The organism is Sphingobacterium allocomposti (genome assembly GCF_008124885.1).
In the GTDB taxonomy this organism is placed as follows: Bacteria; Bacteroidota; Bacteroidia; order Sphingobacteriales; family Sphingobacteriaceae; genus Sphingobacterium; species Sphingobacterium allocomposti.
Map to the genome: position 1 here is coordinate 257,398 of NZ_VNHX01000002.1, position 13,138 is coordinate 270,535.

Sequence of the window (13,138 nt, forward strand, 5' to 3'; positions counted from 1 at the left end):
ACATAAAATGCTCGCATTCACCAATGCCTATGACAAAAATTTGTTCCGGCGCGGCTGGCGTTGGGTTTGATGCATGGACCGGTGCGGTGACTTCGTGAAGGCATGGAACGTTGGTGTTCAATTTTTACGTTTTTAGTCCGCCACTCTTTAATCTCTTGCCCAGCTGGCGGTATGATTCGCTCCGGTTACGCTCTCAGAATCCTTTCCATTTTCTTTCCTTTTGCCAGCTCATCAACCAATTTGTCGAGGTACCTCACATTACGGGTGAGTGGGTTTTCAATTTCCTGTATCTTATAGCCACATATTGTTCCGGTTATGAGCGACGCATTTGGGTGTAAAGTTGCCCGTTCAAAAAAGACTTTAAAGGTTACTTTTTCCTCGATTAGCTTTTGTAGTGTGTTTTCATTAAAACCTGTTAGCCATTCGATGACCTGGTGCAACTCTTCCTTCGTTCTTCCTTTACCTTCCACTTTTGTAACATAGTGCGGATAAACAGAAGCGAAAGTTATCTGGGCTATGCGTTCATTGTGTTTATCTGTGGGTTTCATATTGTTCGAATTTAAGGGATAACAGCGATTGTGATAAGCCCGTCTATGAGTTTTCTTTCTTTTTTAGAAATAATGCACTTAGTAAAGCCACGGCCAACCCGATAGGAAGTACTTCGGAATAGGTGACTAAAATGACAAACAGCGGGTTTTTGTACATCTCTTTAAAATCTGCCATTTCTCTGGTCCTGATAGCAAGTTCCTCGGGTGTTGTACACGTTTGCAAGACATGGGCGGTATATACATCGATAAAATCAGGGACGAACAGGTAATAATAGAACAACCAGATTACTACGTACATAGTGGATGCTACGAACGCGATTAACGCTCCTATCTTAAACGCTCTTCCAAATGAAATAGCACCATTTAATTGTTTGTTCCGGTAATTTCGGACGCCAAAAAAAATAAGTGAAAAGAGGACAATTAATGCGGTATAACCCACGATGTCATTCCCCTTGAAGACGGTGTCGCCGTACATCATATTCACCATCACAATCATATTGGCGCATAAGATTGTCCCAATGATGAGGCCAAAAGTCAATACTATTTTTTTCATCGGATAATTTTTAAAGTTCTCCACAAAACTAAAATAGGAGGATAGGATTACCATCATACTTTAGTACCGAATGTCCGAATAACCGGATTTTAGTACTAAGGTATGAATTTTATAGTTCAATGATTCTTAGTTGTTTGGCTTTTGCAATGGCTTGTGTTCGACTTTTAACGTCCATTTTGGAGTAGAGATTGGAAACGTGCGTTTTTACGGTACTTAAAGAAAGGAATATCCTTGTAGCAATTTCTGCATTGCTGTATCCTTTCGCCAAAAGCTGTAAGATTTCGTATTCTCTGCCGTTTAACTTCAACTTTTCAAGTGCAGCTTCGTCAAGGATGAATTCCGTCGATTGGTTTACAACGATTTCTTTTTCTACAATTACGGTTTCGACTTTGGGCTTTATGACTTGTTTTGCCACCCATATCCCCAACGTAGTGAAAAACAGCGCTACAAGTCCGATATAAATATCTATCGCATTATCAACGATTAAGAATTTCCATTGCATCCATTTTAACGCGAATATTAGAACGGCTAACGTTAGTCCGTATAAAATGATATGTCGGAAGTCTTTTAACAACGTCATTGTTTTGCAGGTGTGATTCTTACGTCCTCATCAATTTCTAAGCAATATTGCCCCGTTCTTCGGTGGGCCGTGCTGGGAGAAATAACCGGACGACTAACGGCCGTAGATATCGTTTAGTTCTTTTGCTAACCGTACGCCCGCTTTAAGCAGACATGCTTCCATGGGATACTTAAATCGATAGATGTATTCATACCGTAAATTGGCATTCTGCGCAACGTCATCGTAGATCTCATTGGCCAGTTGATGCGATTCGTAGAGCCACTGTTCAAATGTTGTGTCCGTGAACTGTTTGTAATAGGACTGATCGTAGATATCAAGTACACGCGCATACTCTGTGTAGCTGTATTTCTCGTTGTCGATGAGGTCCGAATCCCACACGCGGTGGATGTTTGCTTTCTTTCCAAAAAAATCGACTTCAATCTTATTGCCTCCGAGATCCTCGGCACGGCTGACATGCATCGGCTGATGCGCATCAGCAAGAAGGTGGACGATAAAATATAGGTGTTGCTGCTGTTCTTTTAAGGAGAGATTGTTGCGCTGTGCCTCGTTCTTTATACGTAGATACGCCTTGTAAAGATTGTTTTCAGGCGAGGCGGATAATGCGGCCGTAAACCTTTCGAAGTCCAGATTGCCTTCGGTATTTAGAAAGTGATACGTGCCTGTGCTATTTAACGCTGGATCTGGATCAGATTTAATAAAGTCGGCCCAGTTTGACCAATAAGCCAGCTTTTGATTTCCGATAATTTTGTGGATGTTTTTCCGGGCTTTTCTGTTCAGATGGTTTTCTGCGATTTCCGCAATGACACGATGCCCCGTCATACCCCAGGCGCTGACCCACTCATGTTGCAGCAGCAGTGCACATGCCAGAACGAGCTTTAAGAGATTTTTCATATATGTTTGTATTTGCTTTTTAACGGCCATAGCAATATTCCTGTGTGCCTGCGCTAGCGAAAACAGGAGTATTTTATATAACAATTTTTTTGTGACCTCTACAAAGGTACACATCTTCTTTTTTTTACAAGGTGTTTTTGGTGAATAGCACTGTGAAAGGAGGGGGGAAGGTTGAACCTCGATCTATTATTTGAATAGATCAAAGCCATATCGGGCGGTCGACCAGAATGCGTCCAGTGCCATCATTCGTGGCTTAAAGAAAGCGATAAGATCGGGCCAGTCCTCCTGCCGGAAAACCGACACCCTTGTATCCAGCCGTTTGCCAATCCGGGAAGTGGGCTTTCCGTACGCATCATAGTATGTGGCATCCCATTCCCATTCCTCGTCAAGCTCGGCATGCAACAGCGTGCGGTAGGTCTGGAACTGCTCAAACATCAGAAGGCGGATGCCTTCATCGGGATGTGCTATTTCTATATATATGTGTGCATTTTTATTATCTGCATCCATACGGAAGAACAGGTGCCTGATTCCTGTTTTATAGTTGATCCAGTTTATTTTTTGTCCATCCTCGCCGGGCACTAATGCCATAAACTGTCCAAAACCCGTCCAGAATTTCTCTTTTAACTTTTTTGCTTCTTCCCTTGAGTACAACGTCTTTCCTTTTTTCAAAGCTATAAATTTATGCGCAAACTTTCGGTTGTCTGTGTTGTTTAATCGCTATGATGGATAAGAAAAAGTCACTGCTGTTGCTGACAGCCGTTGCCGCGGGAACGACGCTGTATAATGTTTTGAAGCCGATCAGGTCAAACGTCTCCGTGGTTCAGGGGTTTGAAAAGGATAGATATTTGGGCGAATGGTATGAAATTGCCCGCCTCGACTTCCGGTGGGAGCGGAATCTGAAGAATGTGATCGCCTCGTATTCTTTGAACGACGATGGGACAATTCAGGTGCATAACCAAGGTTACGATATCGCGAAGGCAAAGTACAGACAAAGTACCGGAAAAGTTAAGTTTGTCCGCGGGGAAGATGAAGGGGCGCTGAAAGTCTCCTTTTTTGGACCGTTTTATGCCGGATATAATGTCGTGATGGTGGAGGAAAATTATCAGCAGGCGCTCGTATTTGGTCAGAATCTGGATTACATGTGGATTTTGTCACGGACAAAAGATATTCCACCTGCGGTGAAGGAGAAGTATCTTGATTATGCCCGACGCTCCGGTTATGCGGTGGACAAACTGGTTTGGACAGTACAGGATTAGTTGCGGTCATCGCTTGCTGTCCCGGTATTTATTTTTTCACGCGCAACATACGCTACAGAAGAGGCGGAACAATGAACCTAAAATGCCTCCGCATGAAGTGGATCGGATGATCTACTTGGCCAAAGAAACATACTCCTGCCGGTGTCGTGGGAAGCTTCGCGTGCAGCCCGCGCCGAAATGGCGTTTATCGCCTGGAAACAGGCAGTAGACCATGCCGGCTCCTAACCACTATGAAAGATGTTATATAGACGAGGTGATATGTTGTAACCTTCTTTGCCGACACTATCCATTTTAACTATTTTTAATGGATGCATTCATTTAAACATTCGGTTCGTGAATGCTGCACTTTTTATTTAGGTTTGGTCTTTTAAAGTTTAATATGTCACAGATTACAATAGTTGATTTAGCGGAAACGTTGGGATTATCTAAATCTACGGTGTCCCGGGCGTTTCGGGATAGTAATGATATTAGCGCCAAAACGAAAGCGCGTATTCTGGCGAAAGCGGAGGAGCTCGGTTTTTCACCCAATCTTTACGCCAGCAGTCTGCGGGGCAACCGTAGCCAGACTATCGCGATCATCATTCCGGAGTTTGGTAACAAGTTTTTTAGCCAGGCAATAAAGGGTATTGAATTGGTGGCGCGCTCGAAAAAATACCACACGTTGATCTACGTCACGGACCACAATGTAAAGAACGAGGCTTCCATTGTGCGCTCGCTGGTCAACGGCCGTGTCGACGGAGTGTTGATATCCGCATCGGGGGAGGGGAAAGATCATAGTCATCTGCAGGCCTTGGTCGACCATAACATTCCAACCGTCTTCTTCGACCGGAGCTACGATGACTTCCGGGGGCATTTCGTTACGGGTAACGACTTTGAGTCGAGCAGGCTCGCAACGCAGCACCTGATCGATAATGGGTGTAAAAGAATTGCTTATCTGGTTATCAATCAAAACGTATCGATCGGTAAGATCCGCATGGACGGTTACAAACGGGCCTTGGAAGATAATCGTATAGCCTTTCAGGAAGAGTTGGTGCTAGACACTGAAAACGACGAAACGGAGAACAAAGCCGCTATCAGAAATCTTATTCGGACGTATCGACCTGATGGGATTTTCGCTTCTGTCGAACGGCTGGCCATATCAGCTATCCGGGTCGCGCAGGAAGAAAATCTGAAGATTCCAGATGACCTAAAATTGATATGTTTTTCCTGCTTAGACATCACGGATCTGTTGAATCCTTCTCTCAGCGTTGTGAAGCAACCCGCGTTTGACATGGGAAAACAGGCCGCCAATTTCCTTTTTCAGTCATTGGACAAACCAACCGAGATGGTTGAGCAGCAGACAACGTTGCTGGAATCCAGCCTTATTTTTCAGGATTCAAGCCAAAGAATCCGGATTTCGAAAAAAAATTAACTTATTACTTTGGAATATCCCCGGAACATTTTATCTTTGAACTGTTTCGGGAACATTCCCGAAATGCTAACAATTATAGAGGGATCACAAGAGTAAGCTGTATTTATTATACTTTATGTTCTTCCATAATTAAGTTTTACGGATTTTTTCGGGAACATTCCCGATGGTTTGTTAACCGCTTTTGAGGATGAAAACGAACATACGATTGCTATGTATGATGGCACTTCGGCCTGTCACCGCTAGGAAGGGAGCAAGAGCTGGCCGGGACACTATCATAAATCTGACAGGATAAACGGATATCACTGGCATTGATCGGTAAACCGATAGGCCTATTGCATATCCCCTGCCCACATATTTAAATGCAAATAATTAAACAGTTAACCATACACAAACTAAACATATGATGAACACATTCACATTACGTAGCGTAATGGCCATCGGTTTCTTAATGTTGCTTTGTACACTGACGTTTGCACAGACTGCACGGCTTCATGGCCGCGTTGTAGATAGCGAAGGGAACGCTGTGCCGGGGGCAACAGTTCAACTCATTGGCCAGCAAAACGCCACCTCTACCAGTGCAGAGGGCGTATATTCTTTTAACAGTGTTACGCCGGGTCTATACAAAGTAGGCGTATTCATGATCGGCTACGATCAGAAGGAACAAAACATCAATTTGGCGGCTGGTGACAACACGCTGAATTTTACCTTGACGGCTATTGCCAGTGGCCTTGATGAAGTTGTGGTCATCGGATACGGTACACAGAAGAAAGGTGAACTAACGGGCTCGCTTACGACGGTCTCTTCGGAAGATTTTCAGAAAGGACTTATCAGCTCGCCCGAGCAGTTGATAGCTGGTAAAGTGGCTGGCGTCCAGATTACCAGCAGTGGCGGACAGCCCGGTGCAAGCAGTACGATCCGCGTACGGGCGGGGGCATCGTTAAATGCAAGTAACGACCCGCTGATTGTCGTCGATGGGGTACCGCTTTCGACCGGTGCGATTTCAGGTGTTGCCAATCCTTTAAGCCTGATCAACCCAAACGACATTGAGACGTTTACGGTGTTGAAAGATGCCAACGCAACGGCCATTTACGGCTCGCGTGCATCGAATGGGGTAATCCTGATCACGACAAAAAAGGGTGTGAGCGGAAAGCCTACGGTTAACTTTAGCTCCCAGAATTCGCTGGCACAGGTGGCCAGGAAGGTCGATGTGCTTTCGGCTGATCAGATCCGTGAATACGTCCACGCTGAGGGGAACGATGCGCAGCGGGCAGCCCTCGGTGATGCTAACACAGACTGGCAGGACGAGATCTACCGGGAAGCGTTCGCCTCGGATAACAACCTAAGTGTAGCAGGGTCTATTCGTTCCAATCTGCCTTATCGGATATCCGTAGGTTACTTGAACCAGCAGGGAATATTAAAGCGCGACCGTATGGAGCGGACGACCGCCGGCATCAACTTTGCACCTAAATTTTTTGACAACAGCCTCCGGATAGATATCAATTTAAAGGGGTCTATATCAAGTTCGCAATTTGCGAATCAGGATGCCATTGGTGCTGCTATACAGTTTGATCCGACTAAACCTGTGCATACTGAAAACCGGTTTGGTAATTACTATGAATGGACACAGTTTAACAATGATACAAAGCGGGAGGATCCGAACCCGAATGCGCCGCGGAACCCTGTGGCGCTGATAGATCTGAAGGACGACCATGGAAAGGTGTCTAGAAGCTTCGGTAATATCCAATTCGATTATGCACTGCCTTTCCTTCCCGAACTCCATGCGAATCTTAACCTCGGGTACGATGTGTCTAGAGGCGAGGGCGGTGTCTTTATTCCGGAATTCGCAGCGTCGCATATTAACACGCTGGGCGAGGTTACCCGGTATAAGAAGGAGATTAATAATACCGTAGGCGAGTTTTACCTGAACTATACAAAGGATCTGACGGATATTCAAAGCAATATCAATGTGACTGCGGGCTATGGTTATTATGATAATAGATCGAAGGAATACAATTTTGACAGGACAAGCGCCGACGGTACAGTATTGAGTACGCCAGCTTTTCCTTTCGATATTCCACATAGCAGACTGATCTCGTATTACGGGCGTTTAATTTATACCTATTCCAACAAATACATTTTTTCTGGGACTGTGCGTACGGACGGGTCGTCGCGCTTTAGCGCAGAGAACAGATGGGGCGTATTTCCTTCGCTTGGCGCGACCTGGCGTATTAAAGAGGAAAGTTTCTTAAAAGAAAATACGGCTGTTTCTGACCTGAACCTGCGACTGAGTTATGGTGTCACGGGCCAACAGGATGGTATAGCCAACTTCTCTTACCTGCCAAATTATGTGCGAAGCGTGAATGAGTCGCTGTATCAGTTCGGGGATACGTTTTACCCGATGTATACTCCCCTAGCATATGACAGAAATATCCGGTGGGAAAGCACCGCGACGTATAACGGAGGAATCGATTATGGGTTTCTCGATGGACGGCTTTCGGGTAGCGTCGATGTGTATTTTAAGAAGACAAAAGATTTACTAAGTACAATACCGATCCCTGTGGGAACGAACTTCAGTAACCTACTGTTGACGAACGTCGGAAATATGGAAAACAGAGGGGTAGAATTCAGCCTTAACGGAGCGGCCATCCGTAACGAAGATCTACGTCTTGACCTGGGCTTTAACTTTACTTACAACCGCAGTAAAGTCACCAACTTAACGGCAGTCGACGATCCTAATTATCTTGTAGAGCAGGGAGGTATATCCGGCAGCACCGGAAATAACATTCAGGCACATGTCGTGAACCACGTACCGTACAGCTACCGTGTATTCAAACAGGTGTATGGCGAAGACGGGCGTCCGCTGGAAGAGGTTTACGAAGACCTGAACGGAGATGGTATCATCAATGATAATGACCGTTACTTTTATAAATCGCCCCTTCCGGACTACTTACTCGGGTTTACGGCGCAGCTGAACTATAGAAAATGGACATTGAACACCGTGCTGCGGTCAAACATCGGCAACTATGTTTATGATAATGTATCTTCCAATTTTGCGAGCCGTTACAATGTGCTTGACCCGAACGGGCCGATAAACAATGCGCCTGTGACGTTTCTAAGTGCGCAGTTTAATCAAAAACAGTACAATAGCGACTACTATATCCATAATGCATCATTCTTAAAAATGGATAATCTGTCTTTAAGCTACGCTGCGGGAAGCATTCTTCGAAACGGGGTTGGACGGCTAACCATCTCGGCAAACGTACAGAACGTGTTTGTTGTGAGTAACTACAAGGGTGTCGATCCGGAAATTAATGGTGGTATCGATAACCGCTTTTATCCGCGGCCGCGAACCTATGTTTTAGGCATAAACTTAGACTTTTAACCCTTAACTGAAAAAAAATGAAACGGATTATATTTTTAGCAATCGGTGCGGCTCTGTTCCTGGGAAGCTGCAGTCAGAATCTGGATTTACGGCCAACAAACGACATCACGGCGGATGTTGCTTATGGTTCGCCGGAGGGATATAAAAATGCGTTGGCCAAGGTGTACGGTAGCTTCGCCTTGACAAGCGGCGCGGGGCCCGGAAACAGCGACCTTGGTGGCATAGATGCTGGGACGTCCGATTTTTTACGCCTTTACTGGAATGCACAGGAGTTGACGACGGACGAAGGTATTTGTGCCTGGCTGGGCGATCCGGGCGTAGCCGAACTCAACTATCAGACGTGGAATTCCAGTAATGTTATGCTACGTGGGTTGTATACGCGGAGTATCTACCACATTACGGTCATCAATGAGTTTTTACGTGAAAGTACCGACGAAAAATTGGCAGCGAGAGGTATTACGGGCGCTGACGCTACAGCTATCCAGCAATACCGCGCGGAAGCTAGGTTTCTCCGTGCTTACCAGTATTGGGTACTCATGGATCTGTTCGGTAACCCGCCGTTTATAACGGAGGAAAATGAAATAGGTATCACACCTCCGCAGCAGATTAAACGTGCCGATCTGTTTGCTTATGTGGAGGCTGAGCTGCTTGCCATTGAAAATTTGTTAGCCGGACCTAGGCAAAACGAATACGCCCGTGCTGATAGGGCTGCCGCCTGGGCACTCTTAGCTCGTCTGTACCTCAACGCAGAAGTGTACCTGGGGCAAGGCAACGGTAAGTATAGCGAGGCTGTAACCTATGCTTCTAAGGTGATTGACGCAGGGTATAACCTGATGTCGGAGTATAATCGGCTCTTTATGGCGGATAACGACCAGAACAACCCGGAGGTGATCTTTCCTATCGCGTACGACGGGGTGCAGACGCAGAATAACGGTGGAACTACTTTTATCATCAACTCATCCGTACACGGCTCGATGACGCCAGCTAATTTCGGAATTCCGGGTGGGGGTTGGGGCGGTAACCGTAGTCGGAGTACGCTGCCGGCCGCCTTTGATGATGTTAGCGGTGACACGGATAAGCGGGCAATGTTTTTTGGCAGTAACCCTAATATCGAGGATCCGGCGGTATTCACGGAAGGATTGGCCGTTACTAAATTCACCAATAAAACTTCCGCCGGTGGGGATGGCCGCTCGGTCAACGGCACATTTGTGTCGACTGATTTTCCGCTGTTCCGTCTGGCTGAGCAATATCTGATCTATGCAGAGGCTGTGCTGCGCGGGGGAGCGGGCGGTAGCAATAACCAAGCACTGGCATATCTTAACCTTCTCAGAGAGCGGGCGTATGGTAACGCGTCGGGTAATCTCACGGCTGTCTCGCTGGACATCGTGTTGAATGAGCGAAGCCGGGAGCTGTATTGGGAAGCTTTCCGACGGACCGACCTAATCCGTTATGGACGGTATACCGGGGGAAATTATCTGTGGCCCTTTAAAGGGGGGCTGGCAGCAGGTCGGGCTGTTGAATCTTTTCGCACCCTTTTCCCTATTCCCGCAGCGGATATGATCGCCAATCCGAATCTAGAACAAAATACGGGGTATTAATACAGGACATATTCAACTTAGGAACTAATGAAAACGTTTAATATAATCGCATTCGCGTTACTATTTGCTCTCCTGGGGGGCGCTTGCAGTAAGGATGAAACCAAGCTAATCGCGGTGCCAAAAGCCGGAGCTTCACTGCAAGCGTCGGTGTCGTCGATTGTGCTCACCAAAGAACACGCTGACGAGACGGCACTGGTGCTACAATGGAAGCCGGCCGACTTTGGATTCCAGGCGGCCGTTACCAACATATTACAGGTCGGAGTGAAAGGAAAGAACTTTGAAGGCGCCCGGGAAGTGGCATTGACGGCGGGTGATAGCAGCTACAGCTTTACCACGTTGGAACTGAACACGCTATTGCTCGCTATGGAGCTACCGGTAGATGAAGCCACCGATCTGGAGCTCCGTTTAAAGTCGACCATCTCTCCGACGTTTACTGAACTTTACTCAAACGTGTTGCCCCTGTCCGCTACACCGTATGCGGCCATCAGCTTTTTGTATGTACCCGGTGCTTATCAGGGCTGGGCTATAGAAACGGCCGAAAGCCTGATTTCGCCAACGAGTAACGGAGTCTATACCGGCATTATCTATTTTCCTGAAGGAGATCTGGAGTTTAAGGTAACAACACAGCGCAGCTGGGATGCAGCGTATGGCGACGACGGAGCAGGAAGGATATCATTGACCGCGTCCGGCAACATTAGAGCGCCCAAACCCGGTAATCTAGAACTAACGGTCAACACAAATGAAAACACCATTTCTTTCAAGGACCATAGTTGGGGAATTGTCGGCGACGCCGCAGCAGGGTGGGAAAACGATATCGATATGCGTTACGACAATAGTGCGCAGCTGTGGAGGGCGACCGTGGAATTGAAGGCCGGCCCGATGAAATTCCGGAAGAACCGTGACTGGGGTACGAACTACGGAGGTGCCAACGGCATCCTAAACGGCGACAATATTGTCATAGCCGAAGCTGGTACCTATCATGTCGTACTAGACTTAGAGAATGGTAAATATAGTCTCACTAGAAAATAAATATCCATATTCATGAATTTGAAAAGAATTTTAATCAGCGCCTGCCTTATCGTATGGATTGCCTTTGCCCAAGGGCAATCCATCCAGCGGGCCGAACCTCTGCATTGGTGGGTGGGCATGCACAACCCCGAGTTACAGATCATCCTGTACGGTACAGATATCGGCGATTGCGAAGTGAAGTTGCCCAAAGCCGGTATGGAATTGAAAAGAGTACATCGGGTGGAGAACAAGAACTATCTTTTCTTGGATGTAGCGATTCAGGGCGATGCACAGGCCGGCATATACCCGATAGAATTATATAAAGGAGGTAGGAAAGTTCTAAGCCGGGACTATATCCTGAAAGACAGAGACAGAAGCCTGGTGAAGGCACAGGGAGTGAATGCAGCTGACCTCATTTACCTCATTATGCCGGACCGGTTTGCGAACGGCGACCCCAGCAATGATTCCGTAAAGGGTATGCGCGAAACCGCTGTAAATCGGGACTCCATGTATTACCGGCACGGAGGTGATATCCAAGGAATCATCAACAACTTGGATTACCTTGAAGACCTCGGCGTGACAGCGCTATGGATGACGCCTGTCTTGACGAATGACATGCCGAAGGCTTCTTACCATGGCTACGCCAACACCGAGAATTACCAGATAGACCCACGGTTCGGTACAGTTGACACATACCGTGAGCTAGGAAAAGAACTGCATAAACGCAAAATGAAACTGATACACGATGTGGTGCCTAACCATGTGGGTTTGCACCATTGGACAGTACTCGACCGGCCGTCATCCGACTGGCTGCACGAATCGGAGACATTTACACAAACCACCTATAAAGATCAAACAATGTTTGACCCCTACGGCACACGGGCGGATAAGGATTTTATGGAAAAGGGTTGGTTTGTAGAAACTATGCCCGATATGAACCACCAGAATGAAAAGGTGCAGAAGTACATTACGCAAAGCCATATCTGGTGGATTGAGGAAGCTGGTGTCGACGGGTTCCGCATTGATACCTACCCCTATAACGATCTAACGTTTATGGGGAAATGGAAGGAGGCAATCCGCTCGGAGTATCCCCGGTTTACCTTTTTTGGGGAAACATGGGTACAGAGCGTAGCAAACCAAGCTTATTTCCTGGGAGGACAGAAAGTGGGTCAGCAAATAGATACGAAGCTGGAAGGCGTGACGGACTTTCAGCTGACCTATGCTATCGGTGACGCGCTGAATCAGGAAAAAGGAGGCGCCGAACGTCTGTACCACACCGTGAGTGGTGATTACCTTTATCCGAATCCTATGGCTAACGTTATTTTCCTTGATAACCACGATAAAGACCGCTTCTTTTCAACGGTGGGAGAGCATCTCGAAAAATATAAAAGCGCTTTCAGCTGGCTGCTGACATATCGTGGGATTCCGCAGATGTATTACGGTGCAGAAATCCTCATGAAAAATTTCAGCAGGCCGGACGGCCTTGTCAGAGATGACTTCAAAGGCGGATTTCCCGGCGACGAAGTCAATAAGTTTACGGCAGCGGGACGTACAGACAAAGAAAATGAGATGTTTAACCACGTCCGCACGTTGGCACAATACAGAAAGCGAAGCCGTGCGTTGCAACATGGAAAAATGACCCATTACGTACCGCAAAATGACGTCTATGTCTATTTCCGTTATGAGGAAGACGAGCGGGTAATGGTCATCATGAACTGTAGCGACGAGGAGCGGGAAGTTGGACTTGCACGTTTCACGGAGGGTACTGCAGGGGCGAAGACCGTTCGGAATATTTTAACAGGGGAGTCGTCTGCGTTGCCTGAACGTGTATCGTTGCATGGTAGACAGACAGTAGTATTGGAGCTGCGGTAAATAGCTACAGGCTGTTACCTCTATAAAAAACGCTAAAGC

At 46.8% G+C, this 13,138-nt stretch carries 11 protein-coding genes; 6 read left to right on the forward strand and 5 right to left on the reverse strand.

The features are described 5' to 3' along the window. Nucleotides 1-185: 185 nt before the first annotated feature. The 5 genes from BC792_RS02730 to BC792_RS02750 form a co-directional block, all read right to left on the reverse strand. Nucleotides 186-548: a DUF2200 domain-containing protein gene (locus BC792_RS02730; RefSeq protein WP_148907453.1), complete on the reverse strand. Its 363-nt coding sequence runs from the start codon at nucleotides 546-548 to the stop codon at nucleotides 186-188. A gap of 43 nt (nucleotides 549-591) precedes the next feature. Beyond that, nucleotides 592-1,101, reverse strand: a complete 510-nt coding sequence (locus BC792_RS02735; protein ID WP_148907454.1) for a DUF4199 domain-containing protein — start codon at nucleotides 1,099-1,101, stop codon at nucleotides 592-594. Nucleotides 1,102-1,210: 109 nt separating this feature from the next. Continuing rightward, complete coding sequence (locus tag BC792_RS02740) at nucleotides 1,211-1,603, reverse strand: response regulator transcription factor (RefSeq protein ID WP_246154793.1); 393 nt, start codon at nucleotides 1,601-1,603, stop codon at nucleotides 1,211-1,213. Nucleotides 1,604-1,774: 171 nt separating this feature from the next. Next, nucleotides 1,775-2,572, reverse strand: coding sequence for a S1/P1 nuclease (locus BC792_RS02745; RefSeq protein ID WP_148907456.1), 798 nt, complete (start codon nucleotides 2,570-2,572; stop codon nucleotides 1,775-1,777). Nucleotides 2,573-2,758: 186 nt separating this feature from the next. Then, nucleotides 2,759-3,241, reverse strand: coding sequence for a DUF4268 domain-containing protein (locus BC792_RS02750; protein WP_246154795.1), 483 nt, complete (start codon nucleotides 3,239-3,241; stop codon nucleotides 2,759-2,761). Between the two features lie 50 nt (nucleotides 3,242-3,291). Between BC792_RS02750 and BC792_RS02755 the strand changes: the two genes are divergently transcribed. The 6 genes from BC792_RS02755 to BC792_RS02780 all read left to right on the forward strand — a co-directional run bounded on the left by BC792_RS02755 (nucleotide 3,292) and on the right by BC792_RS02780 (nucleotide 13,099). Next, nucleotides 3,292-3,828, forward strand: coding sequence for a lipocalin family protein (locus tag BC792_RS02755; RefSeq protein WP_246154797.1), 537 nt, complete (start codon nucleotides 3,292-3,294; stop codon nucleotides 3,826-3,828). Nucleotides 3,829-4,207: 379 nt separating this feature from the next. Next, a complete protein-coding gene (locus BC792_RS02760; protein WP_148907457.1) occupies nucleotides 4,208-5,239 on the forward strand; it encodes a LacI family DNA-binding transcriptional regulator in 1,032 nt (343 codons plus the stop codon). A gap of 400 nt (nucleotides 5,240-5,639) precedes the next feature. Continuing rightward, nucleotides 5,640-8,621, forward strand: a complete 2,982-nt coding sequence (locus BC792_RS02765) for a SusC/RagA family TonB-linked outer membrane protein (protein ID WP_246154801.1) — start codon at nucleotides 5,640-5,642, stop codon at nucleotides 8,619-8,621. A gap of 17 nt (nucleotides 8,622-8,638) precedes the next feature. Further along, nucleotides 8,639-10,219 carry a RagB/SusD family nutrient uptake outer membrane protein gene (locus tag BC792_RS02770; RefSeq protein ID WP_148907458.1) on the forward strand — a complete coding sequence of 527 codons (1,581 nt, stop codon included), beginning with the start codon at nucleotides 8,639-8,641 and terminating at the stop codon, nucleotides 10,217-10,219. Nucleotides 10,220-10,246: 27 nt separating this feature from the next. Further along, entirely contained in the window at nucleotides 10,247-11,248 is a 1,002-nt protein-coding gene (locus tag BC792_RS02775) for a SusE domain-containing protein (protein ID WP_148907459.1), read from the forward strand. A 12-nt stretch (nucleotides 11,249-11,260) separates the two neighbouring features. Continuing rightward, nucleotides 11,261-13,099: a glycoside hydrolase family 13 protein gene (locus BC792_RS02780; RefSeq protein ID WP_148907460.1), complete on the forward strand. Its 1,839-nt coding sequence runs from the start codon at nucleotides 11,261-11,263 to the stop codon at nucleotides 13,097-13,099. Nucleotides 13,100-13,138 lie beyond the last annotated feature (39 nt).